23 protein-coding genes are annotated in these 22,916 nt (G+C 67.1%); 13 read left to right on the forward strand and 10 right to left on the reverse strand.

Going from position 1 to position 22,916, the window contains the following annotated elements; all coding sequences use genetic code 11:
• Window positions 1-16: 16 nt before the first annotated feature.
• Window positions 17-1,024, reverse strand: a complete 1,008-nt coding sequence (gene pdhA, locus GGQ59_RS11215) for a pyruvate dehydrogenase (acetyl-transferring) E1 component subunit alpha (RefSeq protein ID WP_183818623.1) — start codon at window positions 1,022-1,024, stop codon at window positions 17-19.
• 125 nt (window positions 1,025-1,149) lie between these two features.
• Here pdhA and GGQ59_RS11220 point away from each other — a divergent pair, with 125 nt between their 5' ends.
• Window positions 1,150-1,650, forward strand: coding sequence for a cell wall hydrolase (locus tag GGQ59_RS11220; RefSeq protein WP_183818625.1), 501 nt, complete (start codon window positions 1,150-1,152; stop codon window positions 1,648-1,650).
• A 623-nt stretch (window positions 1,651-2,273) separates the two neighbouring features.
• Here GGQ59_RS11220 and GGQ59_RS11225 read toward each other — a convergent pair.
• A complete protein-coding gene (locus GGQ59_RS11225; RefSeq protein ID WP_183818627.1) occupies window positions 2,274-2,822 on the reverse strand; it encodes a cupin domain-containing protein in 549 nt (182 codons plus the stop codon).
• A 300-nt stretch (window positions 2,823-3,122) separates the two neighbouring features.
• On the opposite strand from GGQ59_RS11225, the gene GGQ59_RS11230 reads away from it, so the two are divergent.
• A complete protein-coding gene (locus GGQ59_RS11230) occupies window positions 3,123-3,674 on the forward strand; it encodes an HNH endonuclease (RefSeq protein WP_183819052.1) in 552 nt (183 codons plus the stop codon).
• A 77-nt stretch (window positions 3,675-3,751) separates the two neighbouring features.
• Window positions 3,752-4,204: a hypothetical protein gene (locus tag GGQ59_RS11235; protein ID WP_183818629.1), complete on the forward strand. Its 453-nt coding sequence runs from the start codon at window positions 3,752-3,754 to the stop codon at window positions 4,202-4,204.
• Here GGQ59_RS11235 and GGQ59_RS11240 read toward each other — a convergent pair.
• On the reverse strand, window positions 4,126-5,646 hold the full coding sequence (locus GGQ59_RS11240; RefSeq protein WP_183818631.1) for an ABC transporter permease: 1,521 nt from the start codon (window positions 5,644-5,646) through the stop codon (window positions 4,126-4,128). The two genes, GGQ59_RS11235 and GGQ59_RS11240, sit on opposite strands and share 79 nt — an antisense overlap.
• Window positions 5,646-6,581 (reverse strand): ABC transporter ATP-binding protein, encoded by a 936-nt coding sequence (locus GGQ59_RS11245; RefSeq protein ID WP_221401012.1) that lies wholly within the window; start codon window positions 6,579-6,581, stop codon window positions 5,646-5,648. The genes GGQ59_RS11240 and GGQ59_RS11245 overlap by 1 nt, the downstream gene beginning before the upstream one ends.
• 181 nt (window positions 6,582-6,762) lie before the next feature.
• Here GGQ59_RS11245 and GGQ59_RS11250 point away from each other — a divergent pair, with 181 nt between their 5' ends.
• Together GGQ59_RS11250 and GGQ59_RS11255 are read left to right on the forward strand one after the other, a co-directional pair.
• Window positions 6,763-8,100, forward strand: coding sequence for an amidohydrolase (locus GGQ59_RS11250; protein WP_183818633.1), 1,338 nt, complete (start codon window positions 6,763-6,765; stop codon window positions 8,098-8,100).
• A gap of 93 nt (window positions 8,101-8,193) precedes the next feature.
• Complete coding sequence (locus tag GGQ59_RS11255) at window positions 8,194-8,709, forward strand: calcium-binding protein (protein WP_183818635.1); 516 nt, start codon at window positions 8,194-8,196, stop codon at window positions 8,707-8,709.
• A gap of 97 nt (window positions 8,710-8,806) precedes the next feature.
• Here the strand turns inward: GGQ59_RS11255 and GGQ59_RS11260 are convergent, their stop codons facing one another.
• Both GGQ59_RS11260 and GGQ59_RS11265 read right to left on the reverse strand, forming a co-directional pair.
• Window positions 8,807-9,391, reverse strand: coding sequence for a PEP-CTERM sorting domain-containing protein (locus GGQ59_RS11260; RefSeq protein WP_183818637.1), 585 nt, complete (start codon window positions 9,389-9,391; stop codon window positions 8,807-8,809).
• Window positions 9,392-9,960: 569 nt separating this feature from the next.
• Window positions 9,961-10,536: a PEP-CTERM sorting domain-containing protein gene (locus GGQ59_RS11265; RefSeq protein ID WP_183818639.1), complete on the reverse strand. Its 576-nt coding sequence runs from the start codon at window positions 10,534-10,536 to the stop codon at window positions 9,961-9,963.
• Between the two features lie 281 nt (window positions 10,537-10,817).
• Here GGQ59_RS11265 and GGQ59_RS11270 point away from each other — a divergent pair, with 281 nt between their 5' ends.
• The 3 genes from GGQ59_RS11270 to GGQ59_RS11280 all read left to right on the forward strand — a co-directional run bounded on the left by GGQ59_RS11270 (window position 10,818) and on the right by GGQ59_RS11280 (window position 13,212).
• Complete coding sequence (locus GGQ59_RS11270; RefSeq protein WP_183818641.1) at window positions 10,818-12,086, forward strand: putative DNA modification/repair radical SAM protein; 1,269 nt, start codon at window positions 10,818-10,820, stop codon at window positions 12,084-12,086.
• 87 nt (window positions 12,087-12,173) lie between these two features.
• Complete coding sequence (locus tag GGQ59_RS11275; RefSeq protein ID WP_183818643.1) at window positions 12,174-13,004, forward strand: DUF1206 domain-containing protein; 831 nt, start codon at window positions 12,174-12,176, stop codon at window positions 13,002-13,004.
• A 31-nt stretch (window positions 13,005-13,035) separates the two neighbouring features.
• Entirely contained in the window at window positions 13,036-13,212 is a 177-nt protein-coding gene (locus GGQ59_RS11280) for a CsbD family protein (RefSeq protein WP_183818645.1), read from the forward strand.
• Between the two features lie 45 nt (window positions 13,213-13,257).
• Here the strand turns inward: GGQ59_RS11280 and GGQ59_RS11285 are convergent, their stop codons facing one another.
• Window positions 13,258-14,040, reverse strand: coding sequence for a hypothetical protein (locus GGQ59_RS11285; protein WP_183818647.1), 783 nt, complete (start codon window positions 14,038-14,040; stop codon window positions 13,258-13,260).
• 65 nt (window positions 14,041-14,105) lie between these two features.
• Here GGQ59_RS11285 and purD point away from each other — a divergent pair, with 65 nt between their 5' ends.
• Window positions 14,106-15,353, forward strand: a complete 1,248-nt coding sequence (gene purD, locus GGQ59_RS11290; protein WP_183818649.1) for a phosphoribosylamine--glycine ligase — start codon at window positions 14,106-14,108, stop codon at window positions 15,351-15,353.
• On the opposite strand, the gene pdxH is transcribed toward purD, so the two are convergent.
• A complete protein-coding gene (pdxH, locus tag GGQ59_RS11295; protein WP_183818651.1) occupies window positions 15,344-16,027 on the reverse strand; it encodes a pyridoxamine 5'-phosphate oxidase in 684 nt (227 codons plus the stop codon). The two genes, purD and pdxH, sit on opposite strands and share 10 nt — an antisense overlap.
• 43 nt (window positions 16,028-16,070) lie before the next feature.
• Here pdxH and aroC point away from each other — a divergent pair, with 43 nt between their 5' ends.
• Complete coding sequence (gene aroC / locus GGQ59_RS11300; protein WP_183818653.1) at window positions 16,071-17,189, forward strand: chorismate synthase; 1,119 nt, start codon at window positions 16,071-16,073, stop codon at window positions 17,187-17,189.
• Window positions 17,190-17,221: 32 nt separating this feature from the next.
• Window positions 17,222-17,557: a DUF6460 domain-containing protein gene (locus GGQ59_RS11305; RefSeq protein WP_183818655.1), complete on the forward strand. Its 336-nt coding sequence runs from the start codon at window positions 17,222-17,224 to the stop codon at window positions 17,555-17,557.
• A gap of 54 nt (window positions 17,558-17,611) precedes the next feature.
• Here the strand turns inward: GGQ59_RS11305 and recA are convergent, their stop codons facing one another.
• Window positions 17,612-18,682 (reverse strand): recombinase RecA, encoded by a 1,071-nt coding sequence (recA, locus tag GGQ59_RS11310; RefSeq protein WP_183818658.1) that lies wholly within the window; start codon window positions 18,680-18,682, stop codon window positions 17,612-17,614.
• Between the two features lie 236 nt (window positions 18,683-18,918).
• On the opposite strand from recA, the gene GGQ59_RS11315 reads away from it, so the two are divergent.
• Window positions 18,919-19,113 (forward strand): DUF6324 family protein, encoded by a 195-nt coding sequence (locus GGQ59_RS11315; RefSeq protein WP_183818660.1) that lies wholly within the window; start codon window positions 18,919-18,921, stop codon window positions 19,111-19,113.
• Window positions 19,110-21,206, forward strand: a complete 2,097-nt coding sequence (locus GGQ59_RS11320) for an AsmA family protein (RefSeq protein ID WP_183818662.1) — start codon at window positions 19,110-19,112, stop codon at window positions 21,204-21,206. The genes GGQ59_RS11315 and GGQ59_RS11320 overlap by 4 nt, the downstream gene beginning before the upstream one ends.
• On the opposite strand, the gene GGQ59_RS11325 is transcribed toward GGQ59_RS11320, so the two are convergent.
• Entirely contained in the window at window positions 21,181-22,887 is a 1,707-nt protein-coding gene (locus tag GGQ59_RS11325; protein ID WP_183818664.1) for a long-chain-fatty-acid--CoA ligase, read from the reverse strand. The genes GGQ59_RS11320 and GGQ59_RS11325 overlap by 26 nt on opposite strands.
• Window positions 22,888-22,916 lie beyond the last annotated feature (29 nt).

The raw sequence follows: 22,916 nt of genomic DNA on the forward strand, positions 1-22,916 counted from the left end.
GGGGCGGACGCGCCGGTCAGCTCGCCTCGGCCAGGACGTCGGTGTAAAGCTCCGAGGGATCGGGCTCGGGCGATTCGAGCGCGAAGTCGGCGGCCGCCTTCACCCGCTCCTTCACGTCCGAATCGATCGCCTTCAGCGCGTCCTCGTCGGCGTGCTTGCCGTCGAGGATGCGGGCCTTGCACCGCTCGATCGGGTCGGACTTCTTGCGGTACTCGTCGACCTCGTCCCGCGTGCGGTACTTAGCCGGGTCCGACATGGAGTGGCCGCGATAGCGGTAGGTCTTCATCTCGAGGACGTAAGGCCCCTCGCCCGCCCGCGCGCGCTCGACAGCCTCGCGGCTCTCTTCGCGCACGGCGACGACGTCCATACCGTCCACTTCCTTGCCGGGGATGCCGAAGCTCGCGCCGCGCTTGTAGAGGTGCGTCTCGGCGGAGGCGCGCTTCACGCTCGTGCCCATGGCGTACTGGTTGTTCTCGATCACGAAGATCACGGGCAGGTTCCAGAGCTTCGCCATGTTCATGGCCTCGAAGACCTGACCCTGGTTCGACGCGCCGTCGCCCAGATAGGTGAAGCTGACGTTGTTGTTGCCCCGGTACTTGTTGGCGAAGGCGAGACCCGCGCCGATCGGCACCTGCGCGCCGACGATGCCGTGCCCGCCGTAGAACTTCTTCTCCGACGAGAACATGTGCATCGAGCCGCCCTTGCCGCGCGAGTAGCCGCCTTCGCGGCCCGTCAGCTCGGCCATGACGCCGTTGGGGTCCATGCCGCACGCCAGCATGTGGCCGTGGTCGCGGTAGCCCGTGATGACCTGATCGCCTTCCTGGCGCAGCGCCTCGAGGCCCGTCACCACGGCCTCCTGGCCGATGTAGAGGTGGCAGAAGCCGCCGATGTGACCCATGCCGTAGAGCTGCCCGGCCCGCTCCTCGAACCGGCGGATCAGGAGCATCATCCGGTAGTATTCGAGCAGCTCGTCGGCGGTGGCGGACAGGTTGCTCTTGGCCGGGGCGGAAGCGTCTGCAGGCATGAAGGTCTCCGTGTTCTGTCCGGTAGCTAGCCTGACAAGCCGGGCAAACAAAGGCCCGAAGACCGCCGAACGACGTTGCGGGGAGTTTAAGAGCGCGTGAAGCATGCCTGAGCGAGGATAGCACGATGCGCCGCGCCGCGATCCTTTCTCTTTTCCTGCTCCTGGCGTGCTCGCCGGACCCAGAGCCTGCGCCCGCGCCTTCCCCCGTCCCGCAAACCGAACGCGCCGATGCGGCGCTGCCGACCGAGGAGCTCGTTTGCCTCGCCACGGCCGCCTACTTCGAGGCACGCGGCGAAGGCGAGGAAGGCATGGCCGCGGTCGCTCATGTCGTCATGAACAGGGCAGAGAGCGAAGCCTATCCGGACACCCCCTGCGCGGTCGTCACGCAGCGGCGGGGCCGTTCCTGCCAGTTCAGCTGGTACTGCGACGGCAAGCCCGACCAGCCGAAGAACCTCGCCCGCTATGCAGAAGCCCTAACCGTCGCGCGTGCGGTGATGAACGGCGAGGCGCCCGATCCGACGGACGGAGCGACCATGTTCCACGCATCGCGCAGCACGCCTTACTGGGCACAGCACGCTTCGATGACCGCCGAGATCGGCAGCCACCGATTCTACCGGTTGGACTGACGCTGCGAACGCCGCGCAGCCGTCCTTGGCCGCCGGGGCGGTGAGACGATGGGCCAGGTGTCCGGACGTCCCCGCGCTGAGCGGGGAGGGAAAGTGATACTGTAACCCAGAACGGAGACGTCCGGCGGTGATCTTGCCAAGGGGCCCTCGCAGGGGGCGACCTTTCGGCACCTTGGTCCGCGATAGCGCTTCAATCCCTCGTCCCTCGGGAATGAACGGCAGGCCCCGATCAGCCACCTGCCGCACGGACCGCTACGTCCGCTCCCCTTAGGATCACCGTCCCCCGAACCGATGAGTAGCGTGCACACCGCCCGGCCTGTCCGAGAGAACGGGAGCAGCATGACATGGGGAAACGGGGCGGGGATAAGTTCGGCGTTGGAGCGCCTCTCCGCGTCCCGCCGAAGGCAGGCCGTCCCCTATTGGGCCTCGGAGCGCCACGGCCTGAGCGAGAGGGGGTGCGAGGGGCGGCGTCGTGCCCCGCTAGCAGTGCTGCGCAGGACGAGAGGTCGGGCGCTGGACCCCGGGACGGGCCCGGGGTGACGGTGAGTGGGGAATGGTTTGCGCTTCGCCGCGCCGTTGCTGTCCCTCACTCCAAATCGACGATCTCGGCCTCCCTCGTCCTGTTAGAGGCGAGCCGCTTTGGATGGCTGCGGAACAAGACGGCTGCGGGAGAGGCGGCACGTTTCAGCGCGCGCCTTCGTCTCAATCGGTCTGGCTGCCGTCCCGCTTCGTGAGCGCCAGCCCTCGCCCGGGCTCTTCGAGACCCGCATGTCGATCGCCGGGTCGGTATAGGTCACCGCGTCCGCCGCCGCCCGCGTTCCGACCTCCAAGAGCAGCGCCTTCCGGTCCGAGCGGTTTACCAGCCTATGACCGTTCGGAACGCCAGCCTTGAACCCCGCCGCGTCGCCGGCGCGCAACACGGTCTCGCCGTCGTCTTCTTCGAGCACCACCTCGCCTTCGAGAACGAAGACGAACTCGTCCTCGCTCTCGTGCCAATGGCGATGGGCGGAAGCGGCGCCGGAAGCGAGCGTCGTCAGGTTCACGCCGAACTGCGTCAGGCCGGCGAGGTCGCCGACCCGGCGCTTGGAGCGGCCACGGACCGCTTCGTCATAGGGCTTCGGATAGCCCGTCCCGGTGACGGCCGGCGCCGCATCCAAGTCCAGCTTCGGCAAGGTGGTCCCTCCTCGAGCGTTCGCGCAGGCCCAGCCAAGTCCTATCATTGTAGAACCTGCGTCGCCTTGCCGTCATGCTCGCGTCATGTAGAATCGGCTAAGCTACGGCAGAAGGCGCGAGTCTTTCTCTCGCGCCGACCTCACGGGAGTACGCGTCTTCGCTTCGCTCGCGGCACAGACCAGACAAGGCGTCAGCAGCCGAATAGGCCGCACGCCCCCCGCGTCTCCCCCGGAAAGGAGGCGCTAGGCGTGCAACACTCTTCCGCTGCGGCCGTAAGGCGGCTGCCCGCGTTCCAGGCGATGCCGCCCGATGGCTGTCCCGCCCTCGTCCTCAACGCCGATTTCCGGCCCCTCTCCTACTTCCCGCTCTCCTTGTGGTCCTGGCAGGACACGTTGAAGGCGGTCTTCCTCGACCGGGTCGACGTGGTCGCGGAGTACGAAACCCAAGTTCACAGCCCCACCCGCGCCATGCGCCTGCCGTCAGTGGTCTCCCTCAAGACCTATGTGAACCACGCGCGACAGCCCGCCTTCACCCGGTTCAACGTCTTCCTAAGGGATGGCTTCGCCTGCCAGTATTGCGGCACCGCCGAGCGCGAGAACCTGACCTTCGATCACGTCATCCCGCGCAACAAGGGCGGCAAGACGACCTGGGAGAACATCGTCGCCGCCTGCAGCCCCTGCAATCTGAAGAAGGGCGGCAAGATGCCGAGGGATGCGAAGATGTTTCCGCATCACGCGCCGCGCCGCCCGAACATGTTCGAACTGAACGAACGCGGTCGCGCATTCCCGCCCAACTACCTGCATGAGAGCTGGCAGGACTACCTCTACTGGGACGTGGAGCTGGAGCCGTAATTCGCCTACTGACGGAGAACGAGCTGGCGCTGGCCGCCACCGTCTTCGGCGACCGCCTCGACGCCCGTAGGGTCGAGTTGAGCGATCGCCGCCTGCCCTTCCAGCCGTTCGGCCTTATCGTCGCGCCTGCCCAGACGATCTTCTTCGGTCCGCATCTGCGACCCGACTACGCCGACGCGCCGCGGAGCGTTCAGGCGGTGTTTCTCCACGAGATGACCCACTGCGCGCAGGCGCAAGCCGGAATGGACCTCATTCCCCGCGGGATCGGCGCCCACGCCAGCGCGCGCTTTCTCGGAAGAAGCGCCTACGCCTACGACCCATCGCCGGCGCCGCTCGTCGGGCGGCCCTTCGAGCATCAGGCCGCCATGGTCGAAGACGCCTGGCGGATGCTCGGCGGCCTGTTGCCGCGCCATGCCGATGCGCGCCTACCTGACCTCTTAGCGGCGCTGGGTCACGCCGACGTACTCGCCAGCCGCACGGCGTCTTTGAGCTTCGGCGCGCCGCCACTGCTGAGGACGCCGTTGCGATAGATCCGACCCATGAAGAACAGGATCACGCCGGTGAAGGCGACGAGCAGCAAGGTCGCGCCGAGCAGCTCCCATAGCGGCAGGCCCTGATTGATGCGCATCATGACGGCGTAGGGCGTGTAGATCGGGATCCAGGTCAGGATCCGCGCCACGAGGCCGTTCGGATCCTGTACCACCTGCTGAAGGAAGGGCAGCGGCAGGATCAGGACGATCGTCATCGGCCCGACGAAGCTCTGCGCGTCCTGGATCGAGGACGACATCGCCCCTACCGCGAGGTAGAGCGAGGCGAACATCACGTAGCCGACCACGAAGTAGAAGAAGAACAGCGGCACGAGCGGGGAGCCGAAGAGCACGTCTCTGATCGCTACGACCGCCTCGTCCGCACCGCCGAAGAGCGTAAGACCGGCGAAGCCCGCTAGGAGGAACAGGACGGGCGCGGTCACTCCGACCAGCGCGAGGCCGATCAGCTTCCCTGCCATGAGCTCTCCTGCCGATACCGAGGAGAGAAGAACCTCTACGATCTTGTTCGACTTTTCCTCGACGGTGGAGGTGAGCAACATGCCGCCGACGGACATGATCATGACCAGGAGGAGGTAGGCGAGCGCCAGCGGAATGTAGAGCGCGGCGAACTCTGCGAAGCCGGCCTCCTCGTCGCCTTCCGAATCGGACTTGTAGGTCGCGAGCGGCGCGTCGATCATTTCGATCTCGGCGACCGCGTCCGCAGGCAACCCCTGCTCGGCGTAGGCGGACCGCTTGAGCGCGGATGTCAGCGCCTCGCGAAGGGCTTCGCGCAGATCGACATCGGCAAGGTTGGTGGTCCAGAACTGGGCGTCCTCGCCGTCCGCATCGAAGTCAGCCGGAATCAGCAGGGCCGCGAAGAGTTGGGACGCGTCCTCCGCCTCGTTCGCCGGAAGCTGCCGCTCGCCGTTGAGATAAGGGCGCAAGGCGGCGGCCGCCGCGGCGAGGTCGCCGGATAGAGGAACGTCCGCGGGCGGCTCGATCCGCCGCAAGGTGTGACGCGGCGCCTCGGCGGGCGGGGTGCCCGGCGGCAGCTGTTCCGCGATCGCCGCGTTCGCCGCCTCGATCCCGCCAGCCTCGGCGAAGGCCGCGCGGCGGTCGAGCGTCAGGTCGTCTTCCGTCGGACGGAAGGCCTCCGGCAGGTCGAACTCCCGATCACGCACCGCTTCGAGGCCGGTGACATAGGCGTCCCAGGTCTCGATCTCGCGGCGGACCCGCCGGTTCTCAATCACCTGATCGATCTCGGCGCCGTAGCGCCCGGTCTGATCGATGACGGTGAAGGCGCGCACGGGTTGCGACACCGCGTTGAGGTAGCCGGCGGCCACACCGAACAGGGCGGAAACCGGGATGATCAGCAAGAAGAGCAGGAAGCCGCGCGTCAGCACGTACTTGCGGTACTCCTGCGCGATCAGTTGCCACAGGGCCATCACGCGGCCTCCCTCTGGACGTCGGGCGCGGGAGAGGCGCCGGCGAAGCGGAAGAACAGCTCGTGCAGGGACGTCGCGTCCGCACCGAAGCCGTTGACGGTGACGCCGTGCTGAAGGCAGGCCGCGAGGATCGCTTGGCTGTCCGCCCCTTCGTTCAGAAGCAGGGCGAAGCGTTCGCCGCCCAAGGGTGCGATCGAGGCGATGCCGGGCACGCCGCGCAAGGGGGCGGGATCGTCGGGCGTCACGAGGACGAGGCGTTCGCCGTCGAGTGCCCGAGCCTCGGCCAGGGTTCCTTCGAACACCTTCTTTCCGTGTGCGATCATCAAGAAGCGGTCGCACAGCCGCTCGGCGTGCTCCATCACGTGGGTGGAGAACACGATGGTCCGCCCGCCCGCGCGAAGCTCGCCGATCATGTCCTCGAGGAGCTGTTGGTTGACGGGGTCGAGGCCCGAGAAGGGCTCGTCCAGGATGAGAAGCTCTGGCTCGTGGGCGATGACGGAGAGGAGCTGGACCTTCTGCGCCATGCCCTTGGACAGCGCCTCGATCTTGGTCTTGCGGAACTCGCCGAGGCCGAAGCGTTCGAGCAAGGCGTCGGCGCGCGACCTCGCCTCCGCACGCGGCACGCCCTTGAGACGCGCGAAGTAGGCGATCGAGTCCGCCGCCTTCATCTTGCGGTAGAGGCCGCGCTCTTCGGGCAGATAGCCGACCCGGCGCCGGACGTTGCGGGGACTCGTGCTGCCGAGGACGCGGACCGTGCCGCTGGTCGGCGGAACGATGTCCATGATCATGCGCAGCGTCGTCGTCTTGCCGGCGCCGTTCTGGCCGAGGAAACCGTAGATCTCGCCAGGGCGAACCGCGAAGGACAGGTCGTCGACAGCAGTGAAGCCGCCATAGCGGCGCGTCGCATGTTCGAGGCTCAGGACAGGTTCGGTCATGCGGTGCCCCCTAAGGGGCGCATCCTACCAAAGCGTTCGCCCCTCGAATGAAGGCTGGCGGCGTGTGGTGGGGCTGTCAAGGCTGCTTGACCCGTACCGTAGCATGCGGCCTGCGGAAGAACCTATCGACGGCCAACCCCGCGCGTTACGCTGCGTTGCGACACACGAAGCGAGAGTAGTCATGATCCGTCCCCTCCTCGGCGCCAGCGCGCTGGTCCTCGCCCTCGCCACGCCTGCCTTCGCGCAGGACGGCGTGACGGCCGCCGTCGAAGGCGACTACGACTACCTCGAAGCGCTCTACAAGGACCTGCACCGCAACCCCGAGCTGTCCTTCCAAGAGAAGGAGACGTCCAAGCGCTTGGCACGGGAGCTCAAGAAGGCCGGCTACGACGTGACGACCGGGGTCGGCGGGACGGGCGTCGTCGCGGTGATGAAGAACGGCGAGGGTCCGACGGTCCTCGTCCGTGCCGATATGGACGGCTTGCCCGTCAAGGAAGAGACCGGTCTTCCCTATGCGAGCGAAGCGACCGGGCCGAACCGCGAAGGCGAGGTCTTTCCCACCATGCACGCCTGCGGTCACGACGTGCACATGACGAGCCTGGTCGGGGCGGCGAGGCGCCTCGCCGAGATGCGGGACAGCTGGTCGGGAACGCTGGTTCTGATCGGGCAACCTGCCGAGGAGATCGGGCTCGGCGCTGTCGCGATGATCGAGGACGGGCTCTACGAGCGCTTCCCAAAGCCGGACGTCGGAATCGCGCTGCACGATTCGGCCAGCCTGCCTGCCGGGCAGATCTCCTACACGCCGGGCTACGCCCTCGCCAACGTCGACAGCGTGGACATCCACGTGAAGGGCGTGGGCGGGCACGGCGCCTATCCGCACACGACGGTCGACCCCGTGGTGATCGGCGCGCGCATCGTCGACACGTTGCAGACTCTGGTCTCTCGGGAGATCTCGCCGCTCGATCGCGCCGTCATCACCGTCGGCGCCTTCAATGCGGGCACCAAGCACAACATCATACCGCCCGAAGCGCACCTTCAGATCACCGTACGCAGCTTCGACGACGCGACCCGCGAGAAGCTGCTGTCGGGCATCAAACGCATCGCCGAGGCGCAGGCGCGCTCGGCGGGCCTCGAAGGTGACATGCTGCCGACCGTCACGGTCGAAGAGCCCTACACCCCCAGCACCTACAACGATCCCGATCTGACCGGCCGGGTCGCCGGCGCCCTTCGCCGGACTTTCGGCGAGGACCGCGTGCGCGAAGTGCCGCCGGTCATGGGGGGCGAGGACTTCAGCCAGTTCACGCGGATGGGCGACGACCTGCCGACGGTCATCTTCTGGATCGGGGCGGTGCCGCAAGACCGCTTCGCGGCCGCACAGGAAAGCGGTGAGGCCCTGCCCTCGCTGCATTCGCCCTTCTTCGCCCCGGATCCCCGTCCGACGCTGTTGACGGGAGCGAGCGCGTTGACGGCCGCCGCCCTGGACCTGCTGAGCACCGAAGAGGTGCAGGTCGGCAACTAATCCGGACCGAAGCGCGGCACCTCTGCAGTCCTGCCTTTACGTTTTCCGACCCCCGTGCCGAAATGGGACGGGGAACGCCACGGGCATGACGAAATGGCACTTCTAAGCGGTACGAACGGCAACGATACCATCGAGGGCACGTCGGGCAGCGACCGGCTATCCGGCCTCGACGGCCATGACTTGCTCTATGGGCGCGTCGGAAACGACGTACTCGACGGCGGCAAGGGAAACGATACGCTGTTCGGGGGGCGGGGAAACGACACGCTGATCGCGTCGCACGGCTCAGATGACCTGTACGGGGGCGCTGGCAACGACAAGTTCATCATCGCCGGTGGGACGGCCACGATTAGCGGCGGTTCCGGTGCCGACTTGATCGAGGTCCTGGCGGGCAATCAATCCGTCGCCGCCGTCACGGACTTCACCTACGGAGAGGATACGCTCGTGTTCGGGGGGCGGACCGTCTCGACGGAAGCCGAGTTTGCTGCCCTCCACGGCGATCCACAGTTCGACGTCTACTATCAGACCCCGAGTTGGATACCAGGCGAACCGTACGGGTACATCTACGCGAGCGGTGGAGACGAGGTGTTCATCATCGACGGCACGAGCTGATCGACTGCGACCGGTCCGGGGTCACCTACCGCGCGAAGACAAAAAAACGCCCCGGCCTTTCGGCCGGGGCGCTTCGTTTCGACCGGCTCGTAAGAGCTTAGGCCGTTTTACGCTTACGACGCGCGATCGCGCCACCGACCAGAGCCGTACCGAAGAGCACGCCCGCCGCCGGAACCGGAACCGCTTCACCAAGGATGGTGATCTTGTACGCGGCGTCAGCGCCGTTGCTCTCGAAGACCGAGCCCATGATCGTGAAGGTCACGGTCTCACCGGGATCGAGCATCAGCATCGCGCTTTCGAGGATCAGGTTGCCAGCGGCGTCCGTGATCTCGAAGGTTTGCGACATGCTGGACGTCTCGAAGGTCGCCATCATGTTCAGGATGCCAGCCGGCACGCCGCCCGCGAAGTCGACATCGAAGAAGATGCCGCCAGGCATGACGCCCGGATCGACTTCGAACGAGCCGGTGTCGGTGAAGCTTTCACCGTTGAAGAAGTCGTCCTGACCCTTCGACAGGTCACCGTTCAGGATGTTGATCGCGCCGTCCACCGTGAGAAGCGGATCGACCTCAACGGCGCCGGAGTAGCCAGCTTCGTTGTAGACGACGACGCCAGCGTTGGCGGCGGCAAAGCCGAGGGCGGCAACCGAAGCGGCGGCCGCGAGGCTGAGTTTACGCAGTTTCATTCTATGCTCCCATCATTGCTCCGGGGAACGAGACGGACGACCCGTCTTGCTGCCCCGCAGTAATCATTTGGAAAGCATGGAGGGTGCCGACGCAAGCGATTTGGAAACCAAGTCCGGTCAAGTTTTCGTTGATACAAGCCGGACAAGTCGTAGGCGACCCAAAATCGCCTAAAAGGTGTGGAGTTCCTGTCAACCGGCGAAGATTTCTGACGTTTTCGTGACCTCACCTCACGAACGCCGACGGTTCGTAACGACGAATCGAACATCTGTTAAGCACGTTTCGCAGCAGACCGGTGATTCGCGAGGATGAGGAGAACCGGCCGAGGGTCGGGTTCGAATCCGGTACAGCGCGATTGTTCAGTTCGGGACGATGCGACCGCGCTCACCTCTCCGCCCCAACTGCCGGGAAACTCGAAGAGGGTCGGCCCATTAGCCGGACCCGAAGGGTCTCCCCTGCGCGATCTTGGCTATGCGTATGGGCGATCTTGGCCGTGCGGCTGGACGATAGAAAAAGGGCGCGTCCGACTGGACGCGCCCTCATAGGCTTCGGTGATCCTGTATGCCGAGGCTTACGCGTCGGCTTTCTTCTTCTTGCGCATCAGGCCGCCGCCGGCAGCCGCGGTCAGGAAGAGAAGGCCCGCAGCGGGCACCGGAATGGCGTCACCGTTGATGATTGCCGTGTACTGCGGCGAGAAGGGGTTGTCCCTCGAGAAGCCCGTCCCGCTGAACACCAGGGTGAGGGTCTCACCCGGCATGACGCCCAGGGTCGCCAGGTTCAGGATCTGGTTGCCGTTTCCAGCTTCGTCATCCGTGATCGTGAACATGCCGGTCGTGCCCATGTCGCCGTTCACGGACAGCATGAAGTCGTAGATCCCAACGCCTTCCGGGGTCGGCATCGACTGATCGACGTCGAAGCTGAACGTCAGAAGCCCGACATCGGCGCCGGCCACGATATCGATCGTGTTGTTGGCAGGCACGAGGACGCCGCCATCGTTGACGTCGTTGTTCTCGATCCGCACCGGCGAGGTCGAGGTAACGACGTTGCTGTCGCTCACGACGACGATCTCCGCGTGGGCCGCGGTGCCAATGCCGAGCGCCAGAGCGCTGACCGCACCGATCGCGCCGAGTTTCTTCGCAAACTTCATTGCTTCCCTCCTTCTGCAACTTCGCAACAAGAACCAGGGGACGGCTGTCCCGCCAACTCAGTGAAAGGCTAACACAACGTAAAAGTGGTCGGTAAGAGGCGAGCGTGTGGAATCGTCCTTAACTGCAGCGTTTGTGAAGTTAACGCCCCGTCACGACAACCGGACGATGAAACGGACGGCACGAAACTCCCTCCTCAGTAGTGCGTTTGCCCTAGGCTAATCGGTATGCCTTTTGGGTTAACCTTATTGAACGTTTGGGTTTTCCGCACCAAATACCGGTCATGCCGCTCAGCAGTAAGACCGTCGAGAAGCTCCGCATCCTCGCCGATGCGGCCAAGTACGACGCGTCGTGCGCGTCGTCCGGCTCGACGAAGCGCAACTCGATCGGCGGCTCCGGCGTCGGCTCCATCGAAGGCATGGGCATATGCCACGCCTATGCCCCGGACGGACGCTGCATCAGCCTGCTGAAAGTGCTCCTGACGAACTACTGCATGTTCGACTGCGCCTATTGCGTGAACAGGGTGAGTTCGAACGTCGAGCGGGCGAGCTTCACTCCACGCGAGGTCGCCGACCTTACCCTCGACTTCTACAAGCGTAACTACATCGAGGGGTTGTTCCTTTCCTCCGGTATCATCCGCTCGCCGGATCACACGATGGAACAGATCGTGGAGGCAGCCCGCATCCTGCGCGAAGAGCACGACTTTCGCGGCTACCTCCACCTCAAGACGATACCCGAGGCGGACCCGACGCTAATCGAGGCGGCGGGACGTCATGCCGATCGCGTGTCGATCAACATCGAGCTGCCTTCGGTCCGCAGCCTCGAGGCGTTGGCGCCCGAGAAGTCGCGTCCCGGGATAGAAGGCGCCATGGCCAAGGTGCGGGCGCAGATCGACGGCGCGAAGGACGAGGCGAAGTCCGCGGCGAGGGCCGGCCACAAGGCGGCGAGCAAGCTGTTCGCGCCGGGCGGACAATCGACCCAGATGATCGTCGGCGCCGATGCCGAGACCGATGCGCAGGTGATCGAGACCGCCGCTTCGCTCTACGGCCGGCACAAACTGCGGCGGGTGTACTACTCGGCCTACTCTCCCATACCCGATGCGAAGGCGGGCCTTCCGGTCGACGCGCCGCCGCTGGTGCGGGAGCACCGACTGTATCAAGCCGACTGGCTGACGCGGTTCTACGGCTTCGAAGCTTCGGAAGTCGCGAGCACCCTGAAGGGCGGCATGCTCGATCTGGACCTCGATCCGAAGACGGTCTGGGCCCTGCAGAACCGCGGTTTCTTCCCTCTCGACATCAACATGGCGGACCGTGAGGCTCTTCTTCGCGTCCCGGGCCTCGGCGAGAAGGGCGTCGAGAAGATTTTGGCTGCGCGGTCCAAGGGCGTTCTGCGCTATGCGGACCTCACGCGACTTGCGGCCAGCGTGAAGCGGGTCGCCCCCTTCGTCGTCACGCCTGACTGGCGGCCCGGGGGTCTTCTCGACCAAGAGAGCCTCGAGATGCGGTTCAAGCCCAAACCTCGGCAGGCCGACCTCTTCGGGGCCGCCGCTTAGCGGGGTCGTTGACCAAAACGCAGTGCGGATTGGGAGAGTCCGGCCCCCGCACGTGTTCCTTCCGCGCTGACAACGCACGGGGAACAGATGACGCCAGACCGCAAGAACCTCTACCAGAACATAGCGCGCGCCGGCTTCGCCGCTCGCGGCGTGACCTACTGCCTCGTCGGCGGGCTGGCCTTCGCCGCGGCGATCGGCTCGGGCGGGCAGACGACGGGCAGTACGGGGGCGCTGCGGACGCTCGCAGACTCCACCTGGGGCACCGTTCTTCTGGTCCTGATCGGCGTCGGCCTGTTCGGCTACGGCATGTGGCGCTGCCTGTCCGCCGCGCTCGATCTCGAGAATCAGGGCGGCGGCGCCAAGGGGAAGGCGCGACGGATCGGTCACTTCTTCAGCGGTCTCTTCCACTTCGTGCTCGCGGTCTATGCGTTCATGCTCGCCTTCGGCCTCACCGGCGGTGGCGGCGGCAACCGGGCCCAAAGCTTGACGGCGCGGATCATGGAGTGGCCGGGCGGGCGATGGATCGTCTTGGCGCTCGGCGTGATCGGCGTGATCGTCGCCCTCGAGCAGGCCGACAAGGCGATCCGCGAACGCTATCGCAAGCGGACCCGCATCCCCGAGAAGGGTGGCTGGGTGAACCGCGGCATCAAGATCGGCGTCCTCAGCCGGGCGGTGGTCTTCGGAATCGTCGGCGGGTTCCTCGTCTATGCTGGCCTGACAGCCAATCCCGACCAGGCGCGCGGCGTCGGCGGCGCGCTCGACTGGCTCCAGTCCCAGGCTTGGGGCGGTATCCTATTGGCGGTCGTCGGCCTCGGTCTCGTCGCCTTCGGCCTCTTCGGCTTCATCCAAGCCCGCTACCGCATCATCCCCGATCCCGAGGACGGTGCGTCCCACTCCCACCGCGCTTACCCGGCGTAGCGGCGGCAAGCGAAACTCAAGGAGACGTCCAATGGCAGACGAACAGCACGCGAAGGGCGAAGCGAAACGCACCTCCGGCACGATCAAGGAAGGGGCCGGCAAGCTGACCGGCGACCGCGACCTCGAGGCCGAGGGCAAGGCGGACAAGACCGAAGGCTCGCTCCGGAAGGCGGCGGGCAACGTCAAGGACGCGTTGAAGGGCAAGTAGCCCTCTTACGGACTCCGTGCGCCTTCGGGCGCACGGGGCCCGCTTTCACTCCCCTTCGGCGCCGTCCTGCCCGCTGCCGATGAAGTTTTGCGGCGTGAGGTAGTCCGACGCGCCGCCATTGTTGAGCGCGCTCGCGCCGCTCGAGGTCATCGGTGAGTTGCCTCTCTGGCGCTGACGGTAGGCCTTGGCCCTCGCTTCCTCGCGAAGCGCCCTCGCCTCGTCCGGCGGTACGCCGGCCTGCGGCGCATTCTCCCAGACGGTCCACGCTTCGCCCAACGCTTCCAACGGGTCCGGCCCGTAAGCCGGACGCGGCACGCCGCCGCGCCAGCGGTCCTCGGCCGTTCGCGACCAGTCCTCGCCGTGCCGGATCGCGTTCTGCCAGCCCGGCACCTCTGCGCCGCCCGCGCAGGCGGCCGCTCTTTCTTCCTCTTCGAAGACCGCGTTGCAGTCGATGCCGAGGAGGCCGGAGGGGCCTTGCGTGACGTCGGCGTCCGGCAGGGAGACGTCGGGCAAGGCGCTCCGCGGTGTCGGCGCGGGGGGCGGCGCGGGCGCGGGATCGGGTCGGTCTTCCGCAGGTTCCGGGGGCGCCTCGTTCGGTTCGGCGCCCTCCCCCTCGCGCGCCCGGACGACGGCCGATCGGGGAGTTTCGGGCACGACGGCGACGATGGTGACCGGGATCGCGTCCGGCCGGCGCTTCGGCGGCTCGGGATCGAAGGCGAGGAGCAGCACGGCGCCGAGGCCGAAATTGATCGCGAGCGCGCCGACGACCGGCCCGCCCCGGCGCCGAGCGCGCGCCGCCAGACCGTCACTTCCCCCGAATCGTCCCATTGCGCGCAAAGTGCGGTGCCGCCACACGGAACGCACCTGACAATCGCGCAAAAGGGGACGCTGGCATGGACATCCTGCTGATCGGTTCGGGCGGCCGGGAGCACGCCCTGGCCTGGAAGATCGCAAAGAGCCCGCTGGTGGGACGCCTCGTCTGTGCGCCCGGCAACCCCGGGATCGCGAACGTCGCCGACTGCGTTCCCCTTCCGGAGGACGTGGCGGCCTACGCCAAGGCAGAGGGCTTCCACCTCGTCGTCGTCGGCCCTGAACAGCCCCTCGCCGAAGGGCTCGCCGACGCCTGCGAGGCGGCGGGGGTGGCCTGCTTCGGGCCGAGCAAGGCCGCAGCGCAACTCGAGACGTCGAAGGCGTTCGTGAAGGCGCTCTGCCGAGAAGCGAACATCCCGACCGCGCGGTCAGAGACCTTTACGGACGCGGCGTCGGCCCATGCCTACCTCGCCGAGCGGTCCGCGCCCTACGTCGTCAAGGCCGACGGCCTCGCGGCCGGCAAGGGCGTCGTCATCGCGCAAAGCCTCGACGAGGCGAAGGCGGCGGTCTCCGAAATGCTGTCCGGCCGGTTCGGTGAGGCGGGTGCGCAGGTCGTGATCGAGGAGTACCTCGAAGGCACCGAGGTGTCGCTGTTCGCGCTGACCGATGGCGACACGATCCTGCCCTGCGGCGCGGCGCGCGATCACAAACGAGCCTTCGACGGCGACCAAGGACCGAATACCGGGGGGATGGGCGCCTACGCGCCGCCCGACAACCTCGACGCCGGGATCGAAGAGCAAGCCTACGCCGAGATCATCCGCCCTGCCCTGGACGCGATGCGTCGCCGCGGCACCCCCTATAAGGGTGTCCTCTACGCCGGGCTCATGCTGACCGCGGACGGGCCGAAGCTGATCGAGTTCAACTGCCGCTTCGGCGATCCGGAGTGCCAGGTGCTGATGCGCCTCTTGCGCTCGGACATCCTTCAGGCGCTTTGGGCCGCCGCCACGGGGCGCCTCGGCGGGGTGGGACTCGACTGGTACACCGAGGCCTGCGCCCTCGTCGTCATGGCGACCAAGGGCTACCCGGACACCTATGAGAAGGGGTCGGAGATCAAAGGCCTCGCAGACGCCGAGGCGAAGGGACTCGTCGTCTTTCACGCCGGAACGAAGGCGGACGGGGACCGCCTGCTCGCGAATGGCGGGCGCGTCCTCAACGTCACCGGCACGGGCGCGACCGTCGGGGACGCGGCGCGAGCGGTCTATGACGGGATCGGCGCGATCGACTGGCCGCAAGGCTTCTATCGCACCGATATCGGTCGCCCTCAGGGGTAGAGGCGCGTCTTCCGCCAGGCGGGACCGTCCCGCTCGAACAGCAGGCGGTCGTGCAGACGGTACGGCCGGTTGACCCAGAACTCGATGCTCATCGGCTTGAGGCGGTAGCCGCCCCAGAACGGCGGGCGCGGCACGTCCTGTCCGTCGAAACGCGCTTCGACTTCGTCGACCCGCCCTTCCAGCGTCTTCTTGTTGGCCAAGGGGTGAGACTGCCGCGAGGCCCAGGCTCCGGTCTGGGCGCCGCGGGACCGGGAGGCGAAGTAGGCATCGGCCTCGTCGTCCGCGACCTCTTCGACCATGCCCCGTACGCGGATCTGTCGCCGGATCGACTTCCAATGGAAGGCCATCGCGGCACGCGGATTCGCCGAGAGCTCCCTGCCCTTCGCCGAGTCCTTGTTGGTGTAGAAGGTGAAGCCGTCGTCCAGATCCTTGAGAAGGACGACCCGGACGTCGGGCAGCCCGTCCGCATCGACCGTCGCGAGGGAAAGCGCGTTGGGATCGTTCGCCTCGTGCTTCTTCGCGAGTTCGAGCCAGTCGCGGAACAGGGCGAAGGGGTCGTTCTTCGTGAAGACCTCGCCCTGATCGTCGTCCACGGCGAAGGCTTCCTGCGCCTTGGCTTCGCGGGTGTAGTCCTCGTCGGTGGGCGAGCGCGGGATGAGGGTGTCTTCGGTCATGCGGGATAGCTAGAAGGATCGCTGAGGCCCGCAAGGAGGGATCATGTCTCACAACACCTTCGGGCACCTGTTCCGCGTCACGACCTTCGGCGAGAGCCACGGTCCGGCCATCGGCTGCGTCGTCGACGGCTGCCCGCCGGGGGTGCCCCTGCCCACCGAGACGATTCAGGCCGCGCTCGATCGGCGGCGGCCCGGCACGTCGCGCTTCGTCACGCAGCGGCAGGAGGCCGACGCGGTGCGCGTCCTGTCCGGCGTCTTCGAGGACGAGCGCACGGACGGCCCCCGCACGACGGGTACGCCGATTGCCCTCCTGATCGAGAACACCGATCAGCGCAGCCGGGACTACGCCGAGATCCGCGACACCTACCGGCCCGGCCATGCCGACTACGCCTACGACGCGAAGTACGGCCTGCGGGACTACCGGGGCGGCGGCCGATCGAGCGCGCGGGAAACGGCCTGCCGGGTCGCTGCGGGCGCCGTCGCGAGCGCGGTTCTCGACCACCTTTATGACGGCGCCGTCCGCATCCGGGGCGGCCTCGTCGCCATGGGCCCGCACGAGATCGACCGGTCGCGGGTCGATTGGGACACGGCGGCGGACAACCCGTTCTGGTGCCCGGATCCCCTGGCGGCGCAGGATTGGGAAGGCCTGCTCGACTCGGCCCGCAAGTCCGGCGACTCGCTCGGCGCGCTGATCGAGATCACGGCGTCCGGCCTGCCTGCCGGGCTCGGCGCGCCGGTCTACGGTAAGCTCGACGCGGAGCTCGCGGGTGCCCTGATGTCGATCAACGCGGCCAAGGGCGTCGAGATCGGCGAAGGCATGGCGGCCGCGCGGCTTTCGGGCACGGCGAACGCCGACGAGATGCGCAGCGGGGACGGCGGCCCTTCGTTCCTCTCCAACCATGCCGGCGGGGTGATGGGCGGGATCAGCACCGGTCAGGACCTCGTCGCCCGCGTCGCGATCAAGCCGACCTCGTCGATCCTGACGCCGCGACGCACGGTGAAGGCGGACGGGACCGAGACCGAAGTCGTCACGAAGGGCCGCCACGACCCCTGCGTCGGCATCAGGGGCGTGCCGGTCGCCGAGGCGATGGTGGCTTGCGTGCTTGCCGATCAGGCGCTGCGGCACCGAGCGCAGACGGGCCGCCTCGGCGCGGCAGGCTAGCGCCGGGCCGTGGCCGCGCTTACCTTCCAAGGATGAGCGAGACCTACGAGACGCAAGCCCCGCCCCCGCCGAGCGACCGGTCGCGCTACGCCGCGCCTCGCCGCTCGCACGCCGTCAGGGGAACGGTGGTGACGTTGATCAAGCTGATCGTCGCCTGCCTGGTCGTCGGCTTTCTGCTCGCCCTTCTCGGGGTGAACCCGGTCGAGCTCTGGCAGAGCCTATGGCGGGCCGCGGTCGAGGGGGTTCGCAACGTCTTCGACTTCGGCACGGACGGCATCGCGCTCGTCCTCGGCCTGATCGCGACGGGCGCCGTCGTCGTGCTCCCGATCTGGCTCGTTACCCGCCTCCTCAAGATGCGCGGGCGCTGAACGCGAAAACGCCGCCCCGGAGGGCGGCGTTTCGGTTCTGGCCTGCCGCCGGACTTATGCTTCGGCCGCGTCGTCCTGAGCGTCGGGGCCCACCAGCATGTCGTCGGCGATGAGACCCGCATTCTTGCGGACGGCCGCTTCGATCTGGTTCGCGATGTCTTGGTTGTCGGCGAGGAACTGCTTCGCGTTCTCGCGGCCCTGGCCGATCCGCTCCGAGTTGTAGGAGTACCAGGCGCCCGACTTCTCGACCACGTTGGCGAGGACGCCGAGGTCCAGAAGCTCGCCGGTCTTGGAGATGCCCTGGCCGTACATGATGTCGAACTCGACCTGCTTGAAGGGCGGCGAAACCTTGTTCTTGACCACCTTCACGCGGGTCTGGTTGCCCACGACCTCGTCGCGCTGCTTGATCGCACCGATCCTACGGATGTCGAGGCGGACCGAGGCGTAGAACTTGAGCGCGTTGCCGCCCGTCGTCGTCTCGGGGCTGCCGAACATGACGCCGATCTTCATCCGGATCTGGTTGATGAAGATGACGAGGCAGTTCGAGCGCGCGATCGAGCCCGTCAGCTTGCGAAGCGCTTGCGACATCAGACGCGCCTGAAGGCCGGGCAGCGAGTCGCCCATGTCCCCTTCGAGCTCGGCGCGGGGGGTGAGCGCCGCGACCGAGTCGATGACGAGGACGTCGATCGCGCCCGAGCGCACGAGCGTGTCCGCGATCTCGAGCGACTGCTCGCCCGTGTCGGGCTGGCTGATCAGCAGCTCTTCGAGGTTCACGCCCAGCTTGTTGGCATAGGTCGGATCGAGCGCATGCTCGGCGTCGATGAAGGCGGCCGTGCCGCCCTTCTTCTGGCACTCGGCGATGGCGTGCAGCGCCAGCGTCGTCTTGCCCGAGCTCTCCGGCCCGTAGATCTCGACGATCCGGCCCTTGGGCAGGCCGCCGATGCCGAGCGCGATGTCGAGGCCGAGCGACCCCGTCGAGATCGACTCGATCTGCACGATGTTCTCGGCCGAGCCGAGCTTCATCACGGAGCCCTTGCCGAACGCTTTGTCGATCTGTGACAGCGCCGCCTCGAGCGCCTTCGCCTTGTCCATTCCGCCGTCCACAACTTTGAGATTCTGCGCCATACCGCGTCCTAACCTGAGGGGCTTCTGTCTTCCGTCAACCGGAATCTCATGTACCTCGTTTGTTCTCATTCTGCAAGTTCGGAACGCGAGTAATCACGCGGGTTCTGGAAAAATGTTCTCCGGCTGTTCCGCCCGGTATGGCCGTAGAGCAGCACCATTGACGCCACTGCCGAACTCGGCTGTGCGCGAGCGCCAAGCGACCTATCCTCGCCTCTCATGACTCGGGACGAAACGCCATGGGCCTGAACACGCAGAGCGACGAAGGAGCGGACCTGACGATCGGGCCGACCGATCAAGGCATGGTCCGCATCTACGTCTTTTCCGACCGCATCGACGTACCGCTCGACTTCGATCCTGACGATGCCGAGGCGATCGCCGAGGAGTTGATCGCCGCCGCCAAGGCCGCGCGCATGGGAAGGACCAAGCGATGAAGAAGATTCTGGTCGGGCTCGGCGTCCTCGTCGCTCTCCTGATCGTCGCGGCCCTGGTCGCGCCGATGCTGATCCCCAAGGACACGCTCGAGGCACAGATCGAGACCCGCGCATCGGAGGCGCTCGGCCGACAAGTGACGATCGACGGCGCGCCGGACATCAGCATCTTCCCGCGAACGTCGCTCCAGGTACGCGGCCTGACCGTCGCGAACGCCGAGGGCTTCGATGCGCCCTACCTCCTGCAGGTCGGCGAGGCGAACATCGGCGTGAAGCTGTTGCCGCTCCTGTCGAAGCGCATCGAGATCACGCGCTTCGACCTCGACGCGCCCGACATCCACCTCCAGGCGACGCCCGAGGGCGAGGCGAACTGGACGCTGACGCAGCAGACCGAGGCGCAGGAGCAAGGCCCCCTCCCCGATCTTCGGCTCGGCACGGTGAACATCAATGACGGCGCGATCAGCTATGACGGCGGCACCGGGCGGACCTACGCGGCGACGGACGCGGACATCACGCTGAAGCTGCCGAGCCTCGACGATACGCTGGAGGCAGACGGCACGATGACCCTCGAAGGCCGTCCCGCGAGCTTCGAAGCGGAGGTGACGAGCCCGAGGAGCCTCGCCGAGCAGGGCGCCGCCGACATTGGATTGCAAGCGAAGGTCGGCGAGAACACGGTCGACGCGCAGGTCCGCCTGTCCGAGGGCCTCGCCTTCGGCGGGCAACTGGCCGTCGCCGTGCCGCAACTGCGCGACCTGATGGCGCTCGCGGGGACGGAGCCGCCCGCCGGTCCCGGCTTCGAGCGGCTCGCCCTTTCCGGCGAGGTGAACGGAACGCCCGAGCGCGTGACCTTCGCGGAGGGGACGCAGCTGCAATTCGACGCCATCGAGGGGACGGGCAACCTGACCGTCGACCTGTCAGGGGAGCGGCCCGCCGCGACGGGCGCGGTGCAGACGGGCGTCCTCGACCTTCGGCCCTACCTGCCCGAGGCGCCGGCGGAGGAACCGGCGGAAGGCGCGGGCTTCCCGCCCTGGTCCGAGGAACCGATCGACCTCTCGGCCCTCCGGACGGCGGACGCCGACCTCTCCTTCTCTGCCGATGCCATCGTCCTGCCGACGATCCGGGTCGGACAGAGCGCGGCGCGCCTGACGCTGGAGAACGGTCTGATGACGATGCGGCTCGAACGCATGGGCCTCTACAGCGGCTCCGGGACCGGGGCGCTGACGGTGAACGCCCGGGGGCAGACGCCCACCGTCGCCGCGCAGTTCAACCTCTCCGGCGTCGACGCACAGCAGCTCGCGACGGAGGTGATGAACACCTCGCGCCTCAGCGGTTCCGGCGACGTCGCCCTCGACCTCACCACCGCCGGCAACAGCCAGGCCGACTTCGTTCGCGGTCTCGACGGGACGGTGACGGCGAGCCTCGCCAACGGCGCGATCCAGGGCGTGAACCTCGGCAAGATCGGCCGGGCCGCGTTCGGCGTCGTCGACCAACTTCAGGGCGGCGGCCTCAACGTCGCGAACATCGCCTCCTCGCTGAACACCGTCGCGACCGAGGCGCGCGGACCTGCGGAGCAGACCGACTTCGCCTCCTTGGTGGTCGATCTCGGCATCGCGGACGGCATCGCGACGTCGAGGCAGATCGCACTCGATGGACCCTATTACGAGGTCACGGGCGACGGCACGGTGAACCTGCCCGAGCAGAGCATGAGGATGACGTTGCAGCCCAGCGTCGCTGGTCCTCAGTCCGATACGCGGCGGACCCTGCCCGCCCCCATCCTCGTCTCCGGCACCTTCTCGAACCCGAAGATCGGCGTCGACGCGCAGCCGCTGGCGCAGGCCGCGGCGAGCGGCGCGCTACGCAACGTGCTCGGCGGGCAAGGCATCAACCTCGGCGAGGGTGAGACCGTGCGCGAGGGCGTCACCAACCGCGCCCGCGACGAGGTCGGCCGCATCCTCGGACGCGGGCGGCCAGCAACCGAGGATCCGGACGCGCAAGCGCCGGAGGAGGAGACGGACGAGACCGAGGAAGAAGAGGAAGAGGAGGCCGACCCGATCTCCAGGGGCCTCGACTCTATCTTCGGCGGAAAAGGTCAGTGATGCCCTTCTTTTTCGTATCGCCCGCGACCGACTCCAGCGGCGCATCGCGGTCCAAGGCCCCCTCGTCTTCCGGCAGGACGTAGCCTTCGAAGCGCTTGCGGAGCTCGGTCTTCAGGACCTTGCCCGTCGCGCCCAGGGGGATCTCGTCGACCACCTGGACATCGTCGACCCGCGAGATCCGGGGCAGCTTCTCGTTGACGAAGGCCTTTACGGCCGCCGTATCCATCTCGGCACCCGGCGCCGCCTGCACGATCAGGAGCGGTCGCTCCTGCCACTTCGGGTGCGGCATGCCGATCGCGGCCGCCTGGCAGACGCTCGGATGGCGCAGCGCGACGTCCTCGATCTCGATCGTCGAGATCCACTCGCCACCCGACTTGATCACGTCCTTCGCGCGGTCGGTGATCTGCATCCGGCCGTCGGGGTGAATGACGGCGACGTCGCCGGTGTCGAACCAGCCATCCTCCGTCGTCGCCGTCTCGTCCTCGCGATAGTAGCGCTCGACGACCCAAGGGCCACGCACGTGCAGGTTCCCGTCGGTCTCGCCGTCCCAAGGAAGCGGCGAGCCGGCCTCGTCCACGACCCGCATGTCGACGAAGGGGAGCGCCTTGCCCTGGCGTAGCTGACGCTTCATGCGCTCTTCGGTCGGCAGGTCGTGGAAGCCCTCTTCCTCGTAGTTCGTCGTGCCGATGGGCGACATCTCCGTCATGCCCCATCCCTGACGCGTACGGACGCCGTAGGCCTCGTAGCCCTCGATGATCTTGCGGGAGAGCGCGGCGCCGCCGACCAGCGTGTATTTCAGCGCGCCGAAGTCCAAACCGTTCTCGTTCACGTAAGCCAGCAGGTTCAGCCAAACCGTCGGTACGCCGACGGCGTAGGTCACGCGCTCCTTCGCGATCAGCTCGTGCAGGCTCGCGCCGTCCATACCGGGGCCCGGCAGCACCAGCTTCATGCCGACGAGGAGCGCCGAGTACGGAATGCCCCAGGCGTTGACGTGGAACATCGGCACGACGGGCAGGATCACGTCGTCCGCCGCCGCCCCGATCGAGGTCGGCAGCAGGGAGGCGAAGGTGTGCAGGACGAGCGCGCGGTGGGAGTAGAGAACGCCCTTGGGCTGGCCTGTCGTGCCCGAGGTGTAGCAGAGCGCGCAGGCCGTATTCTCGTCGAAGCTCGGCCAATCGAAGACGTCGTCCTCGCCTGCGATCAGCGTCTCGTAGTCGGGAACCTCCCCGGGCAGCTTCGCCGCCTCCTCCGCCGTCGTCATGGCGACGACGCCTTCCACCATCGGCAGGTAGGGCGCGATCCCGAGGACGAGCGGAGCGAAGGTCATGTCGAAGAAGACGAAGCGGTCCCCGCCATGCCCCATGACGAAGCCCGCGTTCTGGGGACCGAGCTTGGGATTGATCGTGTGGCAGACGGCACCGAGCCCGGCCACGGCGTAGTAGAGCTCGAGCTGCCGGTGCGTGTTCCACCCCATCACCCCGACCCGGTCGCCGGGCTTCACGCCCATGCGGGTAAGCGCATGAGCCAGCTTCGCGACCCTGCGCCCGAACTCTGCATAGGTGTAACGGTGGATGCTGCCTTCCACGAGCCGGGTCACGATCTCCTGGTCCGCATGGTTGCGAAGGGCATGCTTGAGAATGCCCGTGACCAGCAACGGGTCGTTCATCATCAAGCCCTGCATGGCGCTTCCTTCCCTGACTCACGTTGTTT

The sequence above is a fragment of the Parvularcula dongshanensis genome (genome assembly GCF_014199615.1).
Taxonomy (GTDB): Bacteria; Pseudomonadota; Alphaproteobacteria; order Caulobacterales; family Parvularculaceae; genus Parvularcula; species Parvularcula dongshanensis.